The following is a 26,641-nucleotide window of genomic DNA, read 5'->3' as shown; positions in this document are numbered from 1 at the left end:
CATTGATTTAACGTCTGTAAAGAACATAAAATCAACCTTAGTTGACATGACAATTAAACATTATTTTTTCGAATAGACTTCTAGGACTAAAAATGAAACTAAAAATAAACACATTAAAAAAAGCCTTAGCGCTTAGCTTAGGTTTACTGACTTGTTCTGTCGTAAGTGCCGAGCCGCACAGTAAGGTCATCACCGCTGAAAATCTTGCTACACTTCAATCAGTAAGCCAAGCACAAGTTAGCCCAAGCGGTGAGTACATTGCTTACACACGCTCAGTGCCCCGTGAAATTTATGTTGAAAAAGACGGCGAAAATTGGACGGAACTTTATCTCGTTAATGATAAAGGCGTAGAGCGTCCTTATATCACCGGTAAAGTAAATGTTAGAAATATCCAATGGTCTGCTGACGGCACCGTGATTTATTTTCTGGCGAAAATGAGTGATGATAAATTCACTAACCTTTATCAAATTGCGGTAAATGGCGGTCAAGCTCAAAAAGCCGTAGCGTTAAAAGATACTAGTATTAGTGACTACGCACTCAGTGCTGATAACCAAAAGATCGCCCTTTTAGCCAAAAAAGCCAAAGACAAAACCGTTAAAAAACTCACTGGATTAGGCTTTAAAGCCGAAGTTTTCGAAGAAGAACTAAGTAATCAATTTTTATACATAACTGATCTTACGACATCAGATAAAGCCATTACGCCCCAAGCGTGGAATATCAAAGGTTATGTTGCTGATGTACATTTTTCACCTACAGGTAAAGACTTATTAGTAAAAACACAACCAACGGCATTAATTGACGACAAGTACATGAAGTCACAATGGCACATTGTCGATATTGCTAACAAAACCGTTAAAACCTCATTTGCTACTGAAGGTAAATTAGGCGCGGCTGAGTTTTCATACGATGGTAAATACGTTGCTTTACATGGGGCTCAAGACAAACACGATCCTGCCACTGGTCGTCTATTTATTGCTGAAGTAAGTACTGGCAAAGTGTCGAATTGGTTACCTAATTTTGCTGGTCATGTCAGTGATTTTGAATGGTCTAACAAACACAATGAATTATTCTTTATCGCTAATATTGATACACAATCTATAGTCGCCAAGATTAAGCCCGGTAATAACGAATATCAAACGGTTGTTGAGGGTGGCAAATTTATCGCCAGTAACTTAAGCATTTCTACCTCAGATAAAACCATCATTGTTAAGGCAAACACCGCTGTGCACCCTAACGAAGTCATCATGGTGCGTGGTAAAAAACAAACCCGCTTAACTGACTCAAATACTTGGTTAAATGATGTCGCCTTTGCCAAGCAAGAAAGTTTGACCATTAAAGCGCGTGACGGTATAGAAATTGGCGGCGTGTTAGTTTACCCACTTGACTATAAAAAAGGCCAACGCTACCCGTTAATCATGTCAGTACACGGCGGTCCTGAAAGTCATGATAAAGATGGTTGGTTAACCGCATACTCTCGCCCTGGTCAATTAGCCGCCGCACAAGGTTATACGGTATTTTATCCTAACTACCGTGGCAGCACAGGTAAAGGCGTAGACTACTCTAAATTGGGGCAAAATGATTATGCCGGTAAAGAATTTGATGACTTGGTCGATCTAAAAAATCATTTAGTTAATATTGGTTTAGTGAATGAGAAAAAAGTCGGTATTACTGGTGGCTCATACGGTGGTTATGCCTCAGCATGGGGCGCAACAAAACTCACTAAGCACTTTGCTGCCAGTGTGATGTTTGTCGGAATTTCTAACCAATTATCAAAATTTGGTACGACCGATATTTCTAACGAAATGAACTTAGTACATGCTCGCTCATACCCTTGGGATAAATGGCAATGGTACTTAGAGCGCAGCCCAATTTATTGGGTTGAGCAATCCCAAACACCATTATTAATTATGCACGGTAAAGCCGACCCACGCGTTCACCCTGCACAGTCAATGGAAATGTATCGTTATATGAAAGTCCATGGCAAAACAGTGCGTTTAGTTTATTATCCGGGTGAAGGTCATGGTAATAAGCGCGCTGCAGCAAAGTATGATTACAGCTTACGTTTAATGCGTTGGATGGATAACTACCTAAAACATGATAACAAGCCAATGCCAGCACATGATTTACCTCATGCGGCTAACTTAACAACGCACAAAGTAGCTAACGAGGAGTAAGTTGTTAAGCTTAGCTATGTACATTTACTAAAAGGTCAGCTTAGCTGACCTTTTTTTATTACCCTAAAAAGTGAAAAGCATTATCAGCAGTCATTTTTTGATAAATAACGTCAGCACAGTAAAAAAATGTAAAGAAAAGCAAATAAAAGTATTGCTAATGATAATAGTTATCATTAGAATTCAGTCATTAATTTTTTGTAGCGTTTTCTTACTCTTTTATTCATTAAGGTCTGAGTTATTTATGAAATTTTCTCCACTTTTTTTAGCCGTTAGCGCGGTACTTTCGTCAACAACAGTTTTTGCTAATGCCAATGATCTTTCACCAAAAAATAAAGCCTTAGAAGTTATTGAAGTTAAAGGCACTTATTTCAATGGCTATAAGGTTGATAATGCTAATGGCGCTATGCGTGGTGATCTTTCATTATTAGAAACCGCACAATCGGTCACGGTCATTCCCAACACGGTAATTAATGAGCAACTCGCTACTACGCTTGGTGAGGTGCTCGGTAATGACGCCAGCTTAACGCCAGGTTCAAAACAACGTAACCGTGAAGTATTTAACTTACGTGGCTTTGAATTAAGCTCAGCAACTGGTTATCTACGCGATGGCCATCAACATTGGTCACATTACCAACAACCTATTGAAACATTAGAAAGCATTGAAGTAATCAAGGGACCTTCTAGTATTTTATACGGTCAGTCTGGCCCTGGTGGTTTAGTTAACATGGTCACTAAAAAGCCAACCGCTAACAGCATTTTTAACCTAGGTGTCGATTTTGATCAAGAAGGCTCTACTCGCTTTACCTTAGATGCTGGTGGCGCTATTACAGAGGATGAATCTTTACGCTATCGTGCTAATCTAGTTAAACAAGACGTTACCTATCAACGTGAATATCAAAATGGTGAACAGCGCGAGCGCGAACGTTTTCTTGGCGCATTAGTGGTGGCTTACGATATTACTGACGATTTACTCGTTAGCGCTCACTATGATAGGACCAATGATAAAGCCGGTTTAGACACGGGTGCTTGGCTTGATGACAACGGTAACATTATTGGTGATGATAAAACGATTCGCGATATGTCATGGGCTTTTACTGATATTACCGTAGAAAACTACGGTGTTGATATCAATTATGCTTTAAATGACGCATGGCAAGTTAAGTTAGGTTATAACGAACAGACATTCGAACGCCAACGTTTTGAATCTTCAGCTAAAAAACCGAATAGTTTTGTTGAAGGTGACTCGTATACTTCAAAACCTTATGATCGCTTTGATGATTGGCAATTTACCACCGCATTTATTGACTTTACTGGTGACTTTACACTTGCTGGTGTAGCGCATAACTTACTTATTGGCGCTAACTCATTAGATTATTATTACGGTCAACTAAAAGTAAATGCCGCCTCTGTTGACTATGCTGCAGGCCAAGCTGAGCCAATTCGTCCAAACATTAGCTATACAACAGACGATAGTTTATCTACTACTGAATACGATTATTACGGTATTTATATTCAAGACTTAATCACCCTTAACCAACAGTGGCAAGTAATGATTGGTGGTCGTTATGATAAACAAAGTAAAGAAGGTGCTGATAACGAATCACTGCTACCTAAAGCAGGGGTATTGTATCACCCTAATGATAGTACTACTTTTTATGCTAGCTATAGTGAAGGCTTTGAGCCACAAAGCAGTGAAACAATTAACGATGAAGATGATGCCAATTTTGGCATGGAAATAGATGCTATGACCTCAACTCAATACGAGTTAGGTGCAAAGTGGCAATTATTAGATGATCGTTTACTACTGACCACAGCGATATTTGATATTACTAAATCTAACGTCTTAGTGACTGAAGATTACACCAGTAGTACTGATGCAAACATTACCCAAATAACCACACAAGTTGGTGAGCAACAACATAAAGGTTTTGAAATAGCCGCTCAAGGTGCCGTGACCGATAAACTCTTTGTGATGACTTCAATAATGAACTTAGATGCTACTTATAAAAATGATGAAGAGTACGCTGGTAAAACCCCAGTTGATGCACCAGAATGGTCAGCCTCAGTATGGTCTCGTTATGAAATAACTGAAAGTATTGCGTTCAATGCGGGTGCTTTTTTTGAAGGTGAACGTTTTGCTGATAAAGAAAACACCATAGTAAAAGACGCTTATACCCGTGTTGATGTTGGCGCTACTTACAAGCTTAATTTATATAATACCGACGTTAACTTACGTTTTAACGTACAAAACTTATTTGATACCGATTATCTCGCTGGTGGTGGTCAATCTAATGTTACTGTAGGTGATGATAGAAACTATCGTCTTGCCGTGCAATTTGCCTTTTAATTAGCTGAAATAATTCATAAGTACAATCGTCAACAGTGACCACAAAAAAGCCTAGAATAAGCACTATATAACTGCTTACGCTAGGCTTTTTTATTACTCTCTTCATCACCTAATAACTAACTCACGAGAAGCAATTCACTACTAAAGTATAATGCCCATACTTGAGCTTTTACGTTATTGATAACAAACCTATTAAGTTATTTCCCACTCAGCGCACATCAACAGGGTTGGTTAAACGTTAATTTGTACGATATCCATTGAACTTGGGCGTTATCAATGCGCCGCTATTAGTGAGCATAATATGAATAAGAAACTGTTACCTACCACCGTGTTACTGTCTATTTTAATGACCTTATTAGTGTACTTAAGTTATACCTATCTTGCGTCAACACTGCTTACTGCATTGTGTACTTTTATCATCAGTAACATTGCGCTAGTGTTTTATTCCAAAGACGTCATTAGGCAAAACCAACAAGCGACGAACCAGAGCAATGAATACACACACACTAATACTGAGCTAGCAAGTATCGGTGGAAAAATTAATAGCAAAGCCAGTGAATTAGCGATTAACTCCGCCGAAATTAGTTTTTTCCTAACGCAGTTGAGTAACGCTATTAATAAATCGAGTGATGATGTCGATCGCCTAGCGACTGCTGCAGAAGAAATGTCAACTAACAGCAAACAAATTAACGATAATGCGTTACTTGCCTCTGAACAAGCCAACCAAGCCATGACAGCCAGCGCTGACGGCTCAACTCAGTTAAACAGTAATATCAACATTGTTAATGAATTAAGCAACTCAGTAAACAATGCTGCTAATAAAATACAATCTCTTCAAGAAAAAGCCCATGAAATTCAAAGTATTACCGATGTTATTGGTAATATTTCATCACAAACTAACTTACTGGCACTGAATGCCGCTATTGAAGCTGCGCGCGCTGGTGAGCAAGGACGTGGTTTTGCGGTTGTTGCTGATGAAGTACGCGCACTAGCGGGTAAAACCGTTGATGCTACCGCGCAAATAGATGACATGCTTAAAAAAATTAGTAGCGAAACCAAAGAAACAACCGCAGTAATGAGCCAAATAGTTGAGCAAACCAATAGCGTGGTCAATACAATGACTGAGTTGTCGCACGGCTTTGCCGAAATTGATCAACTAATGACTGACTCATCAGCTGCTAGTGATCAGATCAGCCATGCCTTAAAAGAACAAGATTTTGCCGCAGAAGAAATATCCTCGTCTATTGTGCGTTTACATGACTTTTTATTAAGTAAAGGCAGTGAAACCCAAGCTGCGTCTTTACAAGCACAAACATTATCAAATAGTACTGAAGCTATTTTTGTCCATATTTCTTCGTTTGAAAGTAACTCGTTAATTGCCAATATTTGCCAACAAGCTCAACTCGCTGCCAATCAGGTTAGTCAACTTTTTGAGCAAAGTATCGAAAAACTGCTAATTACTGAGCAAAAACTATTTAACTTTGACTACCAACAACTAGGTAACACTGAGCCAAAAAAATACACTACCACGTTTGATAACTTTACTGATCAGCACCTACCACAAATTCAAGAACCATTGTTACAAGAGTTTTCTGAGATTATTTACGCTGGCGCAGTAGACATCAATGGTTATTTTCCCACCCATAATACTTGTTTTTCTAAGCCGTTAACGGGTAATACCGCTACCGATATAGCTAACAATCGTACTAAGCGTATATTTGACGATCCAACAGGTATACGTTGCGGTAAACATACTGATAAGTTTTTATTACAAACTTATAAACGTGATACTGGCGAAATTATGCATGATGTATCAGCCCCTATATTTATTCAAGGTAAGCACTGGGGCGGCTTTAGAATCGGCTTTAACGCCAATAATACGACTAAATAATTAAAATTGTCATATTGTAGACTTAGGTCTAATTCCTTTTGTTCACTTTACACACTAAATTATTACCCCATAGTAAAAAATAATAACAACAGAAAACAAACAACGTAAGCTAATAACAAATAGCATCATAAGAGGCGCTTAAGACCTCATAAAACTTACTTTGTAATTTGCTTAAAGAAATAACCTTAAAAATAACTTAAAAGAAACAAAATGGGGAATATCATGTTTAATCATTCATTATTTACAGTTAAAAAATTAGTGCTAGCCACTAGCTTACTCGCCCTTACTGGCGCAGCTAATGCAGGTTACACTATTAAATTAGATGACGGCGACAGCATCACGTTTGGCGGTTACATTAAAGCCGACGTACGTACCATCGATGGTGATGTTAGTTCACCCATAACCAATGATGACTACTGGATTGGTGGTGCATCTGTCGTTAATGATATATCTACAACCAAATTTTCAGTCAATGAAACACGTTTTAACACTAAATACGTGCATGGCGATGTTACCGGTTTTATTGAGCTAGATTTTCTGGGTGGTGGTGGCAATCAAATTGTTTCTAATTCATCACACCCTAGATTACGTCACGCGTTTATCCAATATAAAAATATTTTAGTCGGTCAAACCTGGACCACCTTTATGAACACGAGTGCACTTGCTGAAGCGGCTGACTTTGGTGGCCCGTTAAATGCTTCTGCGTTTATTAGACAAGGACAGGTTCGCTATACTAATGGTGGTTTACAGCTTTCTTTAGAAAATCCACATTCTGACAAAGGTGATAGCAGCCAAGATTCTATTCCTGATTTTATTGCCAAATACACCTTCACCGGTGACTGGGGTAACGTGTCAGTATCAGGTTTAGCGCGTCAGTTAAATACAGCCACTGTTGCAGCGGTTACCGCTAAACCAGCAGTTACTGTTATAGACTCTTCAACTGGCCTACCTGTAGTCATTACCCCTGCTGTAAATGCTGTAGTAGGCATAGATTCTAAAACTGAATCAGCCTTTGGTTTTGGTGTTGCCGGTCGTATTAATACCTTTGGCAAAGATGATTTACGCTTTCAAGTACATGCCGGTAACACAGGTCGTTACGTAGGTGTTGTTGCAGCACGAGATTTAGTAGGACAAAAAGCGGAAAAAACCACCTCTTACATGGTCGCTTACCGCCACTTTTGGGATGAAGACACTCGTTCAACGGTATTTTATGGCAGCACAGATGCTGACTTAGCCGATACTAAGCGTAACCATGTCGCGGTTAACTTATTTAGAAACTACACCAAACAACTTTCTTTTGGTGTTGAAATCGGTAACTTCGAAATGAATGAAGTTAATAAAGATTCTAACTACTTACAATTTTCGGCCAAATACGTTTTATAGTGTAACTAACACTTAACGTCATTAGCTTTAAAAGTGGTTATTTTATAGGGAAGCTATTGCTTCCCTTTTTTTATACAGATCAAAGAATAGTCTGCAGTAATTTACTACCCTTCCCAATAAACAACGATGTTATTAATAACGATTAAGGAGTACGTTATCAAATTTTTACGAAAATTTACCATTCAACACCGGCTAGCTATGCTAGTTTCCTTAATACTCATGGGCTTAATCGCATTAGACAGTTTCAGCTTGTCTCAAGGGTACAAATCTCTTTTAAATCAAAAAGAGCAGGCAAACAAAAACTTAGTAGAAAATGTTTATACTGTTATTGAGCACTTCTATGCGCTGCAGCAGCAAGGCACTTTGTCTGAACAACAAGCTCAAAAGCAAGCACTAGGGGTTATTAACAGCTTGCGTTATGACACTAACAATTATTTTTGGGTGAATGATTTTACTCCTACCATGATTATGCACCCTATAACGCCATCGCTTAACGGCAAAAGTCTTGGCGATATAAAAGATCCTGACGGTAAATTATTGTTTATAGAAATGCTTAATGTTGTTAACGCCAGTGGTCAAGGGTTTGTCCCTTATAAATGGGACAAGCCGGGCTTTGATTACCCTGTTGATAAAATTTCTTTTGTCAAAGGCTTTACCGCTTGGCAATGGATTATTGGCTCAGGCACTTATTTAGATGATATCGACGCTACTTTTGTCGAGCAGCGTAATACTCTGATTATTACTAGTATTATCATTGCCTTAATTGTCATTATTTTAAGTTACATTATTGGTAAAAGTATTATCAGCCCTACCTATGCCGCCTCACACTTAATGAAAGACATAGCACAAGGAGAAGGTGATTTAACCCGTAAGCTGGATGCTACAGGCCAAGATGAAATATCACGTCTGTCTAGTTACTTTAATGAGTTCACAGGCAAAATGCAGCAATCACTGCAAGATGTTAGTGATAATACTGCCAAGGTTTTATCACAGTCAGAGGCGCTTGCTGGTGCTAGTGAAAGTGTACAAGCGTTAATACAAAGTCAAAATGATATTACCGTACAAGTTGCTGCAGCTATGGAGGAAATGACCTCACAAATAAAAGAAGTCAGTGATAATGCTAACTCCGCAGAGCAAGCCGCTAATGATGCTAGAAACAACACCTCAGAGGGTAAAGAAATTATTTCTAGCACCATTAATCAAATGCAGTCGCTATCAACGAATATTGACGACGTTAGTAACGTTATTGCTAGCCTTGCCTCTGAAAGTGATAATATTGGCTCCGTACTTGATGTGATTAGAAGCATTGCCGAGCAAACTAACTTACTAGCGCTTAATGCCGCGATTGAAGCTGCGCGTGCTGGTGAACAAGGTCGAGGTTTTGCTGTGGTTGCCGATGAAGTGCGCACCTTAGCTAACCGTACAGAGCAAAGTACCAATGAAATTCAAAAAATGATCCAAAAACTGCAACAGGGTGCACAAGAAGCCGTTTCAGCGGTACAAATTAGCCAAGATATTTCTATTAAAACGGTAGAGCAAACCGCCAAAGCCGACGATTCACTCTCTGAAATAAACCGTTTAATGGAAGTTATTTCAGATATGAATACCCAAATAGCGCGCGCAACAAACCAACAAAGCCAAGCGGCTGATGAAGTAAACTTACGTATTAATGATTTAGCGGGGATGACTGATGAGTCGTTAGCGACAACAGAGCAGCTGGCACATACCAGCCAAGCATTAAAAACCAGTAGTAATGATATGTCTGCAGTGGTCGCTAGATTTAAGTTTTAGCTTTAAGACTTTAGTATGGCTTTGGTCGATAAAAAAACCAGTAACACTTATCATCAAGAAAGTATTACTGGTTAAACCATCAAAAAGTTAAAAGTAGGAAGAACCCATTCAAGCTCAAAGCGGTACTTAGTGATTATGTGTCCTGAAGCATAACCACTAAGTTCCATGCTTTGTTATTACTTATTTAGTGAGAGAGCGTTCACTGCCTAAATAATAACTAAATGATAATCATTCTTATTACGTTAGTCAATAGTTTTTCCTATAATAAACTAAAATCATTTTTTACTTTTTTAGTTTAGCAAACGCATCAGCAAAGGCGTTGCCCATGGCAGCGTTATCGACTTTTTTAGGCGTAGATTTACCTTGCGGTTTACGCTGTTGTCCTGATGGTTTTCCTTGATTTTTTTCATGATGGCTTGATGCGTGCGTGCTTACCTGTTTACCTGAACTGCTATGATTATTGTCATTAGCACTCTTAGTTGGACTGGACTTACTCCCTTGACCGGTTACTTGCTCATCAAGTCGCATGGTTAAACTCACGCGTTTACGCGCCACATCAACTTCTAACACTTTCACTTTAACAACATCACCGGCTTTGACAATTTCACGCGGGTCACTAACAAACTTGTCGGTGATCGATGAAATATGTACTAAGCCATCTTGATGAACACCAATATCAACAAAGGCACCAAAATTAGCGACATTAGACACAACACCTTCAAGTATCATGCCTACGGTTAAATCTGCCATGGTGGTAATACCGTCAGCAAAGGTAGCGGTTTTAAAAGCAGGTCTAGGGTCTCGACTAGGTTTGGCTAATTCATTAATAATGTCTTTAATGGTTATTTCACCTAATTCATTATTCATTAACTGGCTAATATCGAGTGCTTGTAATTGCTCGGTGTTATTCAGTACGTTACTAACATCAAGCTGTAGTTGGCTAATGATTTTTTCAACTACTGGATAGCTTTCAGGATGAAGTGCCGATTGATCTAACGGGTTATCACCATCGCTAATACGTAAAAAGCCCGCCGCTTGCTCAAAGGCCTTAGGCCCTAAACGTGCGACTTTCTTTAGCTGTGTTCTATTGGTAAAACGCCCTTCACTATCTCGAAAAGCGACAATATTACTGGCCATAGTTTTGTTTAACCCTGATACGCGGGTTAACAATGCCGCTGAAGCGCTATTTAAATCAACACCAACAGCGTTAACACAGTCTTCAATAACATCATCAAGTGTTTTACTCAGTTGGCTTTGGCTTACGTCATGTTGATACTGTCCAACCCCAATAGCTTTGGGGTCAATTTTAACTAATTCAGCTAATGGATCTTGTAGGCGCCTAGCAATAGAGACGGCGCCACGAATTGACACGTCTAAATCAGGAAACTCATTGGCCGCTAATTCTGAGGCAGAATAAACCGACGCTCCAGCTTCACTAACAATCATTTTAGTAAGTTGTAGCTTGCTTTCATCAGCTTTAAAGAGCTGAATGACTTCGGCCACTAACTTGTCACTTTCACGCGAACCCGTGCCGTTGCCAATAGCGACTAATTCAACTTTATACTGACGACAAACATTAACTAAGGTGCGTATTGATTTATCCCAATGGTTTTGTGGTGCATGAGGAAAAATAGTAGCGGTATGTAATAACTTACCTGTGCCATCAACAACCGCAATTTTACAACCGGTTCTTAAGCCTGGATCTAATCCTAAAGTCACTAATGAGCCTGCAGGTGCCGCCATTAATACATCGGTAAGGTTATTTGAAAAAACCTTGATAGCTTGTGTTTCAGCTTGCTCGCGTAAGCTAGTGATTAACTCATTAGTTAAGCTAATACTTAATTTAGCTTTCCAGGTTAATTGCACTACTTTGGTTAAAAAATCTGTCGCCGCTGCTTTTGTTGCACCGGATAAGCTGCCACCTGATAGACAACGTAGCGTGAAATGTTCAATAATAAGTTGTTCTGCGCTACTAAAAATACCGCTCTCTTGCCCTGGGTCAACATCAATAGATAGCTGTAAGAAGCCTTCATTTCTGCCGCGTAACATCGCTAGCATACGATGAGACGGTACTGATTTTAACTTTTCACTGTGAGCAAAGTAATCACGAAACTTAGTACCGGATTTTTCCTGCCCTTTAACCACTTTACTCACTAAGTGTGCTTGCTTTAATAAGTGACGACGTAGCTTTGCCAGTAAGTTTGCATCTTCACTAAAGCGCTCTGCCAAAATATAACTTGCCCCTTCAAGCACCGATTTAACATCAGTAAAGCCTGCCGCCTGATTAATAAATGCTTCCGCTTCTTTTTCTGGGCACAGTTGCCAGTTATTAAAAAGCTTATTGGCTAATGGGGCTATACCTGCTTCACTCGCTATTTTACCTTTGGTACGCCTTTTGGGTTTATAAGGTAAATATAAATCTTCTAAACGCGTTTTGTTATCGGCTTGTTTAATGAGTTTTTCTAACTCGCTACTGAGCTTATCTTGTTGCTTAATGCTCACTAAAATAACTTGGCGGCGATCTTCTAATTCACGTAAATAACTTAAACGTTGTGCTAAGTGGCGAAGGTGACCGTCGTCTAAACCTTGGGTTGCCTCTTTACGGTAGCGCGCAATAAATGGCACAGTAGCACCATCATCAAGTAAAGTAATAGCCGCATTAATTTGTGTTACGTTAACATTAAGTTCTTGAGCAATTTGCTGTGCAATAGTGACCATTGAAAGGAAGTTCCAGCAGGATAATAATGCGCTATATAGTAACAGAAAAAGACTAACAGAAAACGATTATGCGTTACCACGCGGAGCGTGGTAATACAGACGGCTTCAAAGTATACAGCTACCAAACCTTACAAATATCAAGTAGCCCGTTTCTCCCTCGTAATGGCGAGCACTGGAGTAACGCCAATACTTAGCTTGCTCGACATATCCTCGCTTGACCGGGTTATGATGAATATACTCTATTTTTTTTCACATTTTGTTGAGTTATTTTGTATCGACTTCTGCCATTGGTCACCCTTGAACTATTGTTTAGCTTTTAGGATAGATCTCTTGTCACGTTATGCATTACCACGCGAAGCGTGAGAACGAGTTCAAAAAACACCGCGAACCATAGTTCATAACTCAACAAGTCCTGATACCAATAGCAGTCATTATTAGGTAAAGTAACGCCATGAAAAAATCAAACTATATAACCCGTGCAGGCTGGGATCGCTTAGATAGAGAACTTAAGTTTCTTTGGAAAGATGAACGCCCTAAAATTACTCGCTCTGTTAGTGAAGCGGCAGCGCAAGGCGACAGAAGTGAAAACGCAGAATACATTTATGGTAAACGTCGTTTACGTGAAATAGACCGCAGAGTACGCTTTTTAGTAAAGCGTACAGAGGAATTAACGATTGTATACCCTAGCCCTCAGCAAGAAGGCCGAGTATTTTTTGGTGCTTGGGTTACCTTAATTAATGAAGATGATGCTGAAGTTATTTATCGTGTAGTCGGCCCCGATGAGTGGGATGTTAAACGAGGCGAAATCAGCATAGATTCTCCAATGGCACGTGCTTTACTGGGTAAGTCTGTTGGTGATGAAGTAATAGTACATGCCCCTGACGGAGAGCGCGTTTTTGATATTATTAACATTGATTACAAATTAACAAAATAAACGCTGCAACGGCTTAATTACATTGCATAAATGAATACCAAGTTATTTTACATTCAGCGAGAAATAAAGGTATCAGCAAGGTGTTTATTGAAGAAAATGGGGATCTATAAATTAAATGCTATCATAGCCGCCTTTAAAACTTATACCGTGCTATAAAATTAATTATCTTGGAGTTTTTAGTGAACAAAAGCCTTATTACCAACCTCATTGCTATCGCTTGTACCCTAGGTGGTTATGTGAGTAATCAACATATTCTTTTTACGCTAGGGTTATTTGCCTTATCAGGCGCAGTGACTAACTGGCTTGCTGTGCATATGTTATTTGAAAAGGTGCCACTACTTTATGGCTCTGGCGTAATTCCTGCGCGCTTTGAAGAATTTAAAGTGGCTATAAAGCAATTAATGATGGAACAGTTTTTTACCGAACAAAATATTGACCGTTTTCTTTCTGATAGTTCAGGCAAGGCCAGTACGCTAAATTTAACGCCGGTTATTGATAAAATAGATCTTTCGCCTGCCTTTGACAATTTAGTCTCCGTTATTGAAAATTCGTCTTTTGGTGGCATGCTTGCCATGGTTGGTGGTAGCGAAGCATTACAACCGATGCGAGCGCCCTTTATTGAGAAAATGAAACTTTCTATTCAAGATATTGCCCAAAGCGAGCAATTTAACACCTTATTACGAGAAGAGTTAGAACAGCCTGATATCATTTCCAGTATGCGGGATAAAGTTAGCGATATTATTGAAAAGCGTCTTAATGAGTTAACACCACAGTTGGTGAAAGAAATAGTACAAAAGATGATACACAAACACCTAGGTTGGCTAGTTGTCTGGGGTGGTATATTTGGTGGTGCCATTGGTGTTATAGCCGCAGTAACCAATAATTTTTAACTGATTGTTCATGATTGGTATCAAGCCACAGGGTGGTAGCTAAAAGTAGCTATCAAAAACTCGCTTAATGTAGAAAGTAACGTTTAATAATAAGTGTTTAATGATAATTTTCTCACTATATGGCATAAAATTACTTTAATTACGCCTTGTGCATAGGTTATGCTTGGGCAATTAAAATTTCTAGAGCTTTTAGGGTAATAATCGCGATAATGCCTTATTAGCCACGCTCTCTAACATAAAGGAAAATTTTGTCATGTTTGATAGTTTAAAAGCTTTGCCTGCCGATCCAATTTTAGGATTAGGGGCTAAATATAAAAAAGATACTAACCCAAAGAAAATCGATTTAGGTGTTGGTGTATATAAAGATGAAGCAGGCAACACGCCAGTACTTAACTGTGTAAAAAAAGCAGAGCAACACCGCTTAACGACAGAGATGAGTAAAGCCTACATTAGCCCAGGTGGTTCACCATTATTTAACACTGAAATGGCGAAACTTATTTTTGGTGCTGACCATAATGTTCTTGCCCAAGACCGTGCTCGCGTTATTTCAACGCCAGGTGGCACCGGTGCATTACGTGTTGCTGGTGAATTTATCAAATCATGTAAAGCGGGCACAACTATTTGGATCAGTAATCCAACATGGGCAAACCACATTGGCGTATTCACCGCTGCTGGCTTAAATGTTAAAACTTACCCTTACTACGATTATGACAACAAAACTTTAGATTTTGATGGCATGTTAAACGCGTTTAAAAACGTAGGTAGTGACGATGTCGTGTTATTACACGCTTGTTGTCATAACCCAAGTGGTATGGACTTAAATAAAGAACAATGGCAACAAGTTGCTGATGTCGCTAAAACAGTTGGTTTCACACCACTACTTGATATGGCTTACCAAGGTTTTGGTACCGACTTAGATGAAGATGCTTACGGCTTACGCTTAATGGCTGACGCTGTTGAAGAGATGATCATTTGTAGTTCATGTTCTAAAAACTTTGGCTTATACCGTGAACGTATTGGCGCTTGTACCATTATTGGTAAATCAAGCACAGCCGTTGACCTTGCCCATTCAGTATTACTTTATAACGCACGTGTTATTTACTCTATGCCACCAGCACATGGTGCGGCAATTGTTGAAACAATTCTAACGTCTGAAGAATTACGTGAAGAATGGTATGGCGAATTAAAAGATATGCGTGATCGTATTAGCGACAACCGTAATTTAATCGTTGAAAAACTGATTGAAAATGGCGTAACGCAAGACTTTAGTCATATCAGCCGTCAATCTGGTATGTTCTCTTTCTTAGGCCTTACGCCTGAGCAAGTACAACAACTACAAGATGATTACAGCATTTACCTTATTGGCTCTAGCCGTATGAGTATTGCTGGTTATTCAAAAGACAATGTTGACTACTTAGCACAGTCTATCGCTAAAGTACTTTAATTCAAATACTTAGGCTTAGTACTGAGAAGCTACTAAGCCATGATGTATTGCCGTATTAAATTTTCTTAATACGGGACGTAATCAAGCTGAAGATTTTTTTATTCTAATAGAGTAAAATGCGCTTCAGCTTTTTTTATGCCTATTTTTTAGGTAACCCTAAGGAACCCCTTGTGACTGTACCTGGCAATTTATTTATTCTTTCTGCACCAAGTGGTGCTGGCAAATCTAGCTTGATCACTGCTTTACTAAAGCAAGAAGCAAAACAGGAAGCGGATTCTTCAAAAAGAACATTAGCAGTATCGGTTTCACATACTACTCGTGCTCCTCGTCCAGGGGAAAATAATGGCGAGCATTATCACTTTGTTAGTGTTGATGAGTTTGAAAAGCAAATAAAGAACAATGCTTTTTATGAATACGCTAAAGTGTTTGGCAATTATTACGGCACCTCTGAAGCAGCTATTGATAAACAACTAGCCCAAGGTATTGATGTGTTTCTTGATATTGATTGGCAAGGTGCTCAGCAAGTGCGTATGAAAAGACCCACAGTAACCACTATTTTTATCAGCCCGCCTTCAAAAGAAGAACTAGAAAAACGCTTACGAGGTCGCGGTCAAGACAGCGAAGAAGTTATCGCTAGTCGAATGGAACAAGCCCAAGCTGAGTGCTCACACTACAATGAATTTGATTACATTATCGTTAATAAAGATTTCGACCAAGCTTTGCTTGATCTCACCATTATTGTACAGAATCAACGATTAAAGTGCCGCCAGCAAAGTATTGCTCAACAAGCATTATTTCGTAAATTACTCAACAACGATGCTCAAGAGCAAAATACCTAAAACATAAGGGCCGTAACATATCACCACCAAGGCACTGTAAAACAACCGACACTCCCTTGTAGGTCGGCCTTTAGGCCGTCAAGCTAATCATATTGCTGATGTTTTTTGACGGGGTAAACCCCGACCTACATTGAAAAAAACCCAAGGCACTGTAAAACAACCGACACTCCCTTGTAGGTCGGCCTTTAGGCCGTCAAGCTAATCATATTGCTGATATTTTTTGACGGGGTAAACCCCGACCTACATTGAAAAAAACCCAAGGCACTGTAAAACAACCGACACTCCTGTGTAGGTTGGCCTTTAGGCCGTCAAGCTAATCATATTGCTGATGTTTTTTGACGGGGTAAACCCCGACCTACATTGAGAAAAACCCAAGGCACTGTAAAACAACCGACATTACAAAAAAATGTAGTCGAAAATCGTTAACTGGCCATTTTTTGTTTATGTCTTCTCGGTGAGCGTAGCCGCCATACATCTCAGTAGTGAAAATGCCTTTAGTTTTTAATGGTTAATTTTTTTAGTGGCTATTACTTGCTTAATTAATGAGTGAGTATTAAACTACGTCACTATTTTTTAAATTGCTTTATTATTAGTTGGAGTGACCAAATGGCTCGCGTAACTGTTGAAGATGCCGTAGAAAAAGTCGGTAATCGTTTTGATTTGGTGTTAGTTGCATCTCGTCGTGCTCGTCAAATTGCAACGGGTGGAAAAGATCCTTTGGTTGATATCGAAAATGATAAGCCAACGGTAATTGCTTTGCGTGAAATCGAAGCAGGTTTAATTACTACCGATATTATGAACACTTCTGATCGTCAACAACAAATTCAGCAAGATACTGCTGAGTTAGACGCTGTTGCAGCGATTGTTGGTGGTCAACAAGAAGATTTTAGCTAACGTTAAACTCTTGTAGCTATACCCTTTGAAACGCGTATCCCTTCTGCTTTATTCAGAAAAAAGGTTACGCGTTTTTTATTGCTCAGGCTTTAATTTCTGCTTGTAAGTGGAGCCTATTGCCGCGTATTCTAGCTATGTGGAACTATCACCACTTTCCCCCTCAATTTGGAGTAACTAGGTGTACCTATTTGAACCTTTGAAAAAGCTTAGCGCTACCTATTTATCTGAACAACAAATTGAGCTGCTCAAGCAAGCCTATATTGTCGCCCGAGATGCACATGATGGCCAAATGCGCTCAAGTGGTGACCCTTATATAACTCACCCTGTTGCTGTAGCGCTTAATTTAGCCCAAATGCGCCTAGACCATGAAACATTAATGGCGGCGTTATTACACGATGTAATAGAAGATACCAGTGTAACCAAAGATGAACTTGCAGAGCTTTTTGGTCATACCGTGGCTGAGCTTGTTGAGGGTGTCAGTAAACTGGATAAACTCAAGTTCGATAACAAAGAAGAATTACAAGCAGAAAACTTCCGTAAAATGATACTTGCTATGGTGCAAGATATTCGTGTTATTTTAATTAAACTAGCTGACCGTACTCACAATATGCGTACTCTTGGCGCTTTACGCCCAGATAAACGACGCCGCATTGCCCGAGAAACGTTAGAAATTTACGCCCCGATAGCTAACCGTTTAGGTATTCATGATATAAAAAATGAATTAGAACGTTTAGGCTTTGAAGCCCTTTACCCAATGCGCTCTCGTGCTTTAAAAACCGCAGTAAAAAGTGCTCGTGGTAATCGTAAAGCCATCCTAGATAATATTGAAAAATCCATTGCGGCACGCTTAAAAGAAAGCGGTATTGATGCAGAAATTAAAGGCCGAGAAAAACACCTCTATTCTATTTACCGTAAAATGCTTAACAAAGAATTACTATTCAATGAAGTAATGGATATTTATGCTTTTAGAGTTATCGTCAGTGAAAAAATTGATAACTGCTATCGCGCCTTGGGTGCCATGCATAATCTCTTTAAGCCCATTGAAGGTCGCTTTAAAGATTATATCGCTATTCCTAAAACCAATGGTTATCAATCATTACATACCTCACTTATTGGCCCTCATGGTATTCCGGTAGAAATACAAATTCGTACCCCAGATATGGATCAAATGGCTGATAAAGGGGTTGCTGCGCATTGGCTTTATAAAGAAGACGGTGATAACACCGGTACTACCGCGCAAATGAAAGCACGCCGTTGGATGCAAAGCTTACTTGAATTACAGCAAAGCGCTGGTAGCTCTTTTGAATTTATTGAAAATGTAAAATCTGACCTCTTTCCTGATGAAATTTATGTCTTTACCCCTGACGGTCGTATTATTGAACTGCCAGTGGGCGCAACGGCTATTGATTTTGCTTATGCGGTACATACCGATGTAGGTAATTCATGTGTTGGCGTTAAGGTTGACCGTAAACCTTTCCCAATGAGTCGAGCACTTGATTCAGGTCAAACCATAGAAGTGATTACCTCTGCATCAGCAAGACCAAATGCTACCTGGTTAAACTTTGTTGTTACCGCCAAAGCGCGCTTAAGAATTAGAACTTACCTGAGAACCTGTAAAAATAATGAATCGCACACCTTAGGTTTACGTTTATTGAGTCACGCTTTAGGTAAAACAAAATTAGCCGATATTGCCCCAGAAAAAATAGCCGAAGTGGTTAATCAAAGTGGTAGTGATACCTTTGATGAATTACTGACAAATATCGGCTTAGGTAATGCTTTAAGTATTGGTATTGCCAGACGTTTAACTAATGAGTTTACCGGTGATAGTCTTATTGAGCCCAACGCACCTAAAAGTAAACTGCCGATAAAAGGCTCTGAAGGTATGTTAGTAAGTTACGGTAAATGTTGTCGCCCTATTCCTGGTGATGCCATTTTAGCGTACCTTAGCCCAGGTAAGGGCCTTATGGTACACCAACAAGGTTGTCGTAATATTAAAGGTCGTGAGCAAACGGGCTTATTTCCAGTGAAATGGGATAGTGGTATCAATAAAGAGTTTATTGCTAAACTGCGTATTGAAATTTTAAATCACCAAGGTGCATTAGCATTATTAACTAATGTTGTCGCACGATGTGGTTCAAATGTTCACAGTTTAAATTCTGGTGAAAAAGAGGCTGGTTTATACATTATTGACATGGAAATAACCTGTCGAGACCGTATTCATTTAGCTGATATTATTAGAAAAATTAAAGTAATGATTGATGTTCAACGCGTCATTCGAAATAAATAAAACAATACGACTGCAGTCATCAAAAGTGTTATTCAAAGACTGCTTATTAAAGGAAAGTTATGAAAAGTATTATCAGTACAGACAAAGCCCCTAGCGCCATTGGTACCTACAGCCAAGCAGTAAAAGTAAATAATACTGTTTATTTATCTGGTCAAATCCCTCTTATTGCTGAAACAATGACGGTAGTTGAAGGTGGCTTTGCCGAACAAGCTGAGCAAGTATTTAAAAACCTAGTTGCCGTATGTGAAGCCGCTGGTGGTGAGATCAACGACATGGTAAAAGTGAATATCTTCCTCACTGATTTAAGCAACTTTGCCACCGTTAACGACATTATGAGCCGTTACTTTCGTCAACCTTACCCAGCAAGAGCTGCGGTACAGGTGTCTAGATTGCCTAAAGATGTTGAAATTGAAATTGACGGTATTATGGAACTTCCTAGCGTTAACTAAAATAAGCTTAATGAATGATATTTAGTCGCCAGGGTCTACGCTGTTGGTCTCATACCAATCCGTATAAGCTCAATAGACTGACAGCTTGATGGCTTTGCCTAAATAACATTCATTTTGCCGATTTATTTTATGGCACCTTAGCTTTATTGAAGAGCTAAGATTAAAAATTTAAAAAGATTAAAAGCATGACTCCTGAAAGATTAACACGCATTAACACCATGTTAGATAAACGCCAACCAGATTTAACCGTTTGTATGGAAGGTGTTCATAAAACCCATAACTTGGCTGCTGTAGTAAGAACCTGTGATGCCATAGGTGTCAGTGATGTTCATGCCATTTGGAAAAGCGAAGAAGCAGAAGTACGTGGCGGTAGCGCTGCCGGTAGTCAAAACTGGATTGATGTCCATAGCCACCATAATACAGCGGACGCTATTGCTCAGTTAAAAGCCCAAGGTATGCAAGTTTTAGTGACTAACTTATCTGATACCGCCGTTGATTTTAGAGAAATAGATTACACCAAACCCACTGCGATTATTTTAGGCCAAGAAAAATTCGGTGCCTCTGATGTTGCCTTAGCCTTAGCTGATCAAGATATTGTCATACCTATGGTTGGCATGGTGCAGTCGTTAAATGTTTCTGTGGCCTGCTCGGTAGTACTTTACGAAGCACAACGTCAACGTGTTGCCGCTGGCATGTATGATCAGCCGCGCTTAAGCAATGAACGCCGTCAACGCGTATTGTTTGAAGGCGGTCATCCTATTTTTGCTGAGGCTTGTCAGCGTAAGGGTTTACCTTATCCAGAAATTGATGAAGCCGGTCAAATCGTTGCTGATGAGCAATGGTGGCAAAGAATGCAAATGGACAAAAAATCTTGGCAACACATTGACGACTAATGCTTAAGCATTAAAGGAAAGTTGTATGCCACTGGAAGCGTTAAGCCGATTATCACAAATTCCGCTCAGTACCCTTAAAGGTGTTGGACCTAGTCTGGCAGAAAAGTTAGAGAGAATTGGCTTACTATCCGTGCAAGATATTCTCTTTCACTTACCTTTGCGTTATGAAGATAAAACCCGTATTACCACCGTACGCGAGTTACTTGTTGGCACCGCTACCAATATCATTGGTGACGTCACCGATAGTCAAATTACGCACGGTAAACGTCGTATGCTGGTGGTGACTCTAGATGATGGCACAGGGAGTATACAACTGTGTTTTTTTAGCTTTTCTGCCAGTCTTAAAAACAGTTTAGCCATTGGTAAAACTATTCGTTGCTATGGTGAAGTAAAACGTGGTCCACGTGGTTATCAAATGGTTCACCCTGAATATAAATCCCTTGATGACGACAGAGAATTAACCGCTGCTGAAGAAACCTTAACCCCTGTTTACCCCAGTACCGATGGTCTCAGACAAATATCACTGCGCAGTTTAACCGAGCAAGCTTTAGTACTATTACAGCGCGGCCAAGTAGAAGAGTTATTACCTAGCGAACTTTTTAACGAGCAATACTCGCTCAGTGAAGCACTCACTATTATTCATCGACCACCACCTGAAGTGTCAGTTGAACAATTAGAGCAAGGCCGCCACCCAGCCCAACAACGATTAATTAAAGAAGAGCTACTCGCGCACAACTTGAGTATGCTCAAACTCAGACAGAGCAGCGATGTGCATGAAGCACTAGCGTTAGTCGGTGATGACAAGGTCACTGAAAAATTTCTGCAATCATTACCTTTTTCTCCCACCAATGCCCAAACACGGGTTGTTAGTGAAATAAAAGCGGACTTAGCCAAAGCACAACCTATGATGCGTTTAGTACAAGGTGATGTCGGCTCAGGTAAAACCTTAGTCGCCGCCCTTGCCGCCTTAACCGCTATTAGTGAGGGTTATCAAGTCGCCTTAATGGCGCCCACTGAAATTTTAGCTGAGCAGCACGCTATTAATTTTGCTAACTGGTTTACCCCACTTGATATTAGCGTTGGTTGGTTAGCAGGCAAAACTAAAGTAAAAGCTAAAAGATTAGCGCTAGAGCAAATTGCCAGTGGCGAAATGCAAATGGTCATTGGCACCCATGCGCTCTTTCAAGCCGATGTTGTCTTTAAAAACATGGTATTAGTGATTATTGATGAGCAACACAAATTTGGTGTTCATCAACGGTTAACCTTGCGTGAAAAGGGCGTCTTTGATAATAAATATCCGCATCAACTTATTATGACCGCCACCCCTATTCCACGGACGTTATCTATGACCGCTTACGCGGATTTAGACTCGTCTATTATTGATGAACTACCGCCAGGTAGAACGCCTATTAATACCGTGGCGTTACCTGATTTACGTCGTGGAGATGTTGTTGAACGTATTCGCAAAGGCTGTGTTGAAGATGGCAGGCAAGCTTATTGGGTATGTACCCTCATTGAAGAGTCTGAAGTACTACAATGCCAAGCCGCTGAAGACACCGCCATTTTACTGCAAGAACAATTACCTGAACTGAAAATTGGCCTGGTGCACGGGCGAATGAAAGCACTTGAAAAACAAGCTGTAATGGATAGCTTCAAAGCAGGTGACTTACACTTGCTTATCGCCACCACGGTCATTGAAGTCGGTGTTGATGTACCTAACGCTAGCTTAATGGTGATAGAGAACCCTGAGCGCTTAGGCTTAGCGCAACTACACCAATTACGTGGCCGTGTTGGCCGTGGCTCTGTCGCCTCTTTTTGCGTGTTGTTGTATAAAGCGCCACTATCAAAAACCGCCACCAAACGCTTAGCGGTACTGCGTGAGAGTAATGACGGCTTTGTTATTGCTGAAAAAGATCTTGAAATTAGAGGGCCAGGTGAGTTACTCGGCACTAGACAAACCGGTTTAGCAGATCTTAAAATTGCCGATTTAGTGCGCGATGGCTACCTAATTCCAGAAATAAAGCAAAAAGCTTACCTATTATCACGCCAACAACCACAATGCGCACAAGCGTTAATTCAGCGTTGGTTAGGTAATAAAGAACGTTATTCTAACGCCTAGTCATACCAACCTATTTACCTGTAAATCGATACTTGCCTCGACAAACTCTTTTTGTCTTTTCGGTGAGCGAAGCCTCAGTGGGTCAATATATCTTTAGTTGTTAATGGCTAAAATATAAGAAAAACCACATATTACCACTGAGAACACCGAGGCGCTGCGCGCTCACAGAGAAATAAAACTTAAAGAACTGCCAATGATTTATTATGGGTGGCACGATAAGCTCTTCGTAGGTCGGGGTTTACCCCGTCAAAGCAACAAGGAAGATATTGCCGTGATGGCCTAAAGGCCAACCTACACAAAACTGATATGAGCGGTGGCACGATAAGTTCCAAAAAATAAAACTCATATTGCCTCCCCTTACCTATCAACACGCACCAAGTCTGCTTGAATCAAGTGCCGCAATGATAGCTAATATTCACGTATGTCATACCAATTCTATTAAATTTATTCCCAACTCAGAGCTGTATTAGCAAACTTAGAACAAGCAAAATTGGTTAAGTATAGTTGCTCTATATTTCATCAATTTTGTGCGGTTATCAGTTTGCTAATAAGCTCCCAAGGACCAGTTTAAAAGGCTTACATGAGGCGTTATTGATTTTGACAAGGGAATAACCATTCTCTGCAATCAATGCCTTGCCTTTAAGCCTTTTAATTCTGGCTGAGTGGGAAATAACTTAATAGACTTGGTATTGATCAAGGATGATGAGCAAAGCGATGTTGGGCAAGGATGCCCGTTCAGCGCTGTTACGTCGAAGATATTACCTTAAATGCAGGATAACACTTGATTAGCAGCTCCGAGGGAGTCCAGAGGGATGCCGGAGGCAGTATCCCTTTGGGTGTCGTCGCCACCGCGACAATGTGTCAGCTAAATACCTATCAATGACCTTACTCAGGCTCCATTTATTATGGGTGGCACGATAAGTTGTTGTTGCACGATAAGTTCACTTAAATAATCTTATCAATAATTTCGTTAATGTTTTTAATTTGTTAGCCGATAGATCTTAATATGTGTATACCTATGTGATGCGGATTAAGGATAATCATGATTAACAGCTTAGTAACTCATCTAGTCAACTCTCAGTCTGACAATAAGCCTAACTTAACAACCTCGCTTGCCCAGCCAATCAAAGCACACACAGCCACCACCGAACTAAGCGGGCTAAAAAATACTGCGCCAGCAATAACTGAAGAACTCCTCAGCCAGTTTGACGATACGACCGTTGAGCAATTACTGCATCAACAACTTGCTTCACTTACCACCTCCTCTAGTGCACCGACAATCGCTAATTACCAATATTCAGACCAAGAATTAGCCTTACGCACCGTAATAAGCAGTCAACAAGAGGGTTTACTCAATAGCGAAAATAGCGATAAGTTAATGCAACGCTTAAATTCGTCGGTGAAGGATATTCACGGCGCTTACGCTAATACCAGTGATATTTTAGCGAGCTTAGGTCAACTGGGGCATAAACAAGAATCCTTTTTAGCCTCGAGTGAACAGCGTGTTGACCGCGCACTTGGGCTTTACCTAAGCAGCATGAATCGCAGCAACAATGAAGAAGGCGATATTATCAATATCAGCGTTAATTCATCGCAAGGTTATGATGAAAAGACAGGTAAAACAGTTGATGGTTTTGTCTTAGCTACCAAGTTGATGGTGACTTGTCTGCAGCTGAGCATCAGGCACTGACCGAGGTTTTATCAGGCGTTGGTGAAATGGCCGATGAATTTTTTAAAGTAAGTCAAAACTCAGGCAGTCAATATGTGCCAGCAGGTCAAGCCGACTTTGATATTGGTTTTTTAGCTGCGTTCAATCATCAGCAATTATCAGGGTTTGATGTGGCTTTTTCCACCACTGAAGGTCAGCAGTTTGGCGAGCCAGAAAATAATCTCGAATTAAGTTACCAAGTCGATCAAAAGTCTAACCAACAAGCGCTAGACTTTAGCTCACAAGCCGGTGTTACTGAAATAGATTTTTCGTTAGATATGTCTACTGTAGGCGGTAAAGACGTCACACAAATGCAGCAATATATCGCCACATTAGATAAAAACCTCGAAGCGAGTCGCCATAACAGTAAAGGCGAAAATGAGACATCCGCCTTTAGTAAACAAGACGATGCTAGCATGCTACAAGGTTTTGCTGTATTTAAAGACGCTTTTGCTAGTATGTCATCAGCAGCGCAGCGTTATAGCGATATAGAGCAAACAGCAGCAGAGCAATTCACTAATGGCCGAGCGATGGTGGCAGCGTTAGTTGATAACATGATCACCAGTGATGCTCGCTACCAAGGGCTTGGCAACGAAGCCGATAACACCTTAGGTGCTGGTCTTTCTAAATTAGCCGATTTTGATGCAAATTTTTCATTTTCGAAAGAGCCTGAAGGTCGTGGCTTACGTCCAAAAGCCAGTGTTGCCTTGAGCCAAGCAACCCAACAGCATCAGTCAGGCGAGTTAAGCGGCATCACACAAAGTAAAACAGCAAACGCGCATTTTGATTATCAGGGAAGCCGTCCAGATTATTACCATAAAACCGAAAGCTATGACATAGGCACTGCGGTAAAAGATAATGAATTAGTTGGACTTGATCAACAACACCAAGTAGCGATAGATAAAGAAACCTACCAATTTAACCCCGAAACATCGCAGTATGAACTACAAATGGCACTCTCTGAAAAAACAGCCAATGAAAGTAATATTCGCCTTATTAACGATATATGGCTTGAGAGCAACGAAACGAGTCATAGCCTAGATAAAAAACAGCGGGTTGCCAATAAAGGCACGCCAGACGATTTTAATAGAACCAACCACCATGCTCATAACAAGTTAGTAACGCTGATTGGTGATTTGGATAAACTGGCGGAAAATAAAGACCTTAAGCGTGACTATGTTGTCGCTTTAGATTCAGTGAACTTTTTTATGAAAAATAATAGCTAAGCTAAAACTTTAACCGGTGAAAAGCCGCTGCCGGTATACGTAATAACATTATGAAAAGTGACACTTTCTGCTGATACATTGCGGTAGCCGTGTTTTACGTTGGCAGCAAACTTAACCACTTCACCTTGCGCTAATCGATGCCATTTATCATCGAGAAAATACTCCATTTCACCTGCAATCACCAGAATATGTTCGACAACACCACTATTGTGCGGCAACGACATGTGCTGGTGTAATGGCGATAACGTTAACGCATGTATTTCAGTTTTAGTTTGTGAGTCAAAAGGAAAAAGCGTAACAATGCTCATGCCTTGGTCGGACGTTAATAGTCGCTCAGAGGCCTTATTACCGGTAATATCGCCGAAAAAGTAGCTTAATGGTAAATCAAAACCACTGGCAATTTTCCACAATCGAGCCACGGTCGGACTTGATTCGCCGCGTTCAATTTGCCCTAACATGGCTTTAGAAACACCGGTTTTTTCACTGGTTAAATCCAAGCTCCAACCCTGTTCAGCTCTAGCCCCCTTTAATTGATCCCCGATCACATTATTTATATTGTTACTCATTTTTTACTTATCAGCCCCCTTGTGCGCTATAGCGCACGGTGCTACCATGCGCGCCTCTTTATGCGTTATAACGCACATCAAAAAATTA

General features: G+C 40.1%; 18 protein-coding genes. 16 read left to right on the top strand and 2 right to left on the bottom strand.

Annotated elements, in window-relative coordinates:
* The first annotated feature begins 92 nt into the window (after positions 1 to 92).
* The 5 genes from FCS21_RS09460 to FCS21_RS09440 all read left to right on the top strand — a co-directional run bounded on the left by FCS21_RS09460 (position 93) and on the right by FCS21_RS09440 (position 9,586).
* Positions 93 to 2,174 (top strand): S9 family peptidase, encoded by a 2,082-nt coding sequence (locus FCS21_RS09460; RefSeq protein ID WP_138622746.1) that lies wholly within the window; start codon positions 93 to 95, stop codon positions 2,172 to 2,174.
* Positions 2,175 to 2,415: 241 nt separating this feature from the next.
* Complete coding sequence (locus FCS21_RS09455) at positions 2,416 to 4,521, top strand: TonB-dependent siderophore receptor (RefSeq protein WP_138622744.1); 2,106 nt, start codon at positions 2,416 to 2,418, stop codon at positions 4,519 to 4,521.
* Between the two features lie 301 nt (positions 4,522 to 4,822).
* The gene (locus FCS21_RS09450) at positions 4,823 to 6,412 is read left to right on the top strand and encodes a methyl-accepting chemotaxis protein (RefSeq protein ID WP_138622742.1); all 1,590 of its coding nucleotides are present in this window, start codon (positions 4,823 to 4,825) and stop codon (positions 6,410 to 6,412) included.
* A 222-nt stretch (positions 6,413 to 6,634) separates the two neighbouring features.
* A complete protein-coding gene (locus FCS21_RS09445; RefSeq protein WP_246047152.1) occupies positions 6,635 to 7,795 on the top strand; it encodes a DcaP family trimeric outer membrane transporter in 1,161 nt (386 codons plus the stop codon).
* Positions 7,796 to 7,993: 198 nt separating this feature from the next.
* Positions 7,994 to 9,586 carry a methyl-accepting chemotaxis protein gene (locus FCS21_RS09440; protein ID WP_371287232.1) on the top strand — a complete coding sequence of 531 codons (1,593 nt, stop codon included), beginning with the start codon at positions 7,994 to 7,996 and terminating at the stop codon, positions 9,584 to 9,586.
* A 282-nt stretch (positions 9,587 to 9,868) separates the two neighbouring features.
* Here FCS21_RS09440 and FCS21_RS09435 read toward each other — a convergent pair whose 3' ends face one another.
* On the bottom strand, positions 9,869 to 12,304 hold the full coding sequence (locus FCS21_RS09435; protein WP_138622739.1) for a Tex family protein: 2,436 nt from the start codon (positions 12,302 to 12,304) through the stop codon (positions 9,869 to 9,871).
* Positions 12,305 to 12,755: 451 nt separating this feature from the next.
* On the opposite strand from FCS21_RS09435, the gene greB reads away from it, so the two are divergent.
* From greB to FCS21_RS09385, 11 genes are all read left to right on the top strand, one after another.
* Complete coding sequence (greB, locus tag FCS21_RS09430; RefSeq protein ID WP_138622737.1) at positions 12,756 to 13,238, top strand: transcription elongation factor GreB; 483 nt, start codon at positions 12,756 to 12,758, stop codon at positions 13,236 to 13,238.
* Between the two features lie 179 nt (positions 13,239 to 13,417).
* Complete coding sequence (locus tag FCS21_RS09425) at positions 13,418 to 14,128, top strand: DUF445 domain-containing protein (protein WP_138622735.1); 711 nt, start codon at positions 13,418 to 13,420, stop codon at positions 14,126 to 14,128.
* Between the two features lie 253 nt (positions 14,129 to 14,381).
* Entirely contained in the window at positions 14,382 to 15,572 is a 1,191-nt protein-coding gene (locus FCS21_RS09420; RefSeq protein ID WP_138622733.1) for an amino acid aminotransferase, read from the top strand.
* Between the two features lie 170 nt (positions 15,573 to 15,742).
* Complete coding sequence (gene gmk / locus FCS21_RS09415) at positions 15,743 to 16,411, top strand: guanylate kinase (RefSeq protein ID WP_246047151.1); 669 nt, start codon at positions 15,743 to 15,745, stop codon at positions 16,409 to 16,411.
* A gap of 606 nt (positions 16,412 to 17,017) precedes the next feature.
* A complete protein-coding gene (gene rpoZ, locus FCS21_RS09410; protein ID WP_138622729.1) occupies positions 17,018 to 17,305 on the top strand; it encodes a DNA-directed RNA polymerase subunit omega in 288 nt (95 codons plus the stop codon).
* A gap of 178 nt (positions 17,306 to 17,483) precedes the next feature.
* Entirely contained in the window at positions 17,484 to 19,592 is a 2,109-nt protein-coding gene (spoT, locus tag FCS21_RS09405; RefSeq protein ID WP_138622727.1) for a bifunctional GTP diphosphokinase/guanosine-3',5'-bis pyrophosphate 3'-pyrophosphohydrolase, read from the top strand.
* Positions 19,593 to 19,651: 59 nt separating this feature from the next.
* Positions 19,652 to 20,041, top strand: coding sequence for a deaminase RidA (ridA, locus tag FCS21_RS09400; protein ID WP_138622725.1), 390 nt, complete (start codon positions 19,652 to 19,654; stop codon positions 20,039 to 20,041).
* A 185-nt stretch (positions 20,042 to 20,226) separates the two neighbouring features.
* Positions 20,227 to 20,934 carry a tRNA (guanosine(18)-2'-O)-methyltransferase TrmH gene (gene trmH / locus FCS21_RS09395; protein WP_138622723.1) on the top strand — a complete coding sequence of 236 codons (708 nt, stop codon included), beginning with the start codon at positions 20,227 to 20,229 and terminating at the stop codon, positions 20,932 to 20,934.
* 25 nt (positions 20,935 to 20,959) lie between these two features.
* Complete coding sequence (gene recG, locus FCS21_RS09390; RefSeq protein WP_138622721.1) at positions 20,960 to 23,053, top strand: ATP-dependent DNA helicase RecG; 2,094 nt, start codon at positions 20,960 to 20,962, stop codon at positions 23,051 to 23,053.
* Between the two features lie 1,042 nt (positions 23,054 to 24,095).
* Positions 24,096 to 24,743, top strand: a complete 648-nt coding sequence (locus tag FCS21_RS17035; protein ID WP_246047150.1) for a hypothetical protein — start codon at positions 24,096 to 24,098, stop codon at positions 24,741 to 24,743.
* Complete coding sequence (locus FCS21_RS09385; RefSeq protein WP_246047149.1) at positions 24,716 to 25,987, top strand: hypothetical protein; 1,272 nt, start codon at positions 24,716 to 24,718, stop codon at positions 25,985 to 25,987. The genes FCS21_RS17035 and FCS21_RS09385 overlap by 28 nt, the downstream gene beginning before the upstream one ends.
* Here FCS21_RS09385 and FCS21_RS09380 read toward each other — a convergent pair.
* The gene (locus FCS21_RS09380; RefSeq protein ID WP_138622719.1) at positions 25,984 to 26,553 is read right to left on the bottom strand and encodes a helix-turn-helix domain-containing protein; all 570 of its coding nucleotides are present in this window, start codon (positions 26,551 to 26,553) and stop codon (positions 25,984 to 25,986) included. The two genes, FCS21_RS09385 and FCS21_RS09380, sit on opposite strands and share 4 nt — an antisense overlap.
* Positions 26,554 to 26,641 lie beyond the last annotated feature (88 nt).

The organism is Colwellia ponticola (assembly GCF_005885605.1).
In the GTDB taxonomy this organism is placed as follows: Bacteria; Pseudomonadota; Gammaproteobacteria; order Enterobacterales; family Alteromonadaceae; genus Colwellia; species Colwellia ponticola.
Note: the sequence above shows the minus strand (reverse complement) of the source record. Positions and strands in the feature narration are given on the sequence as shown.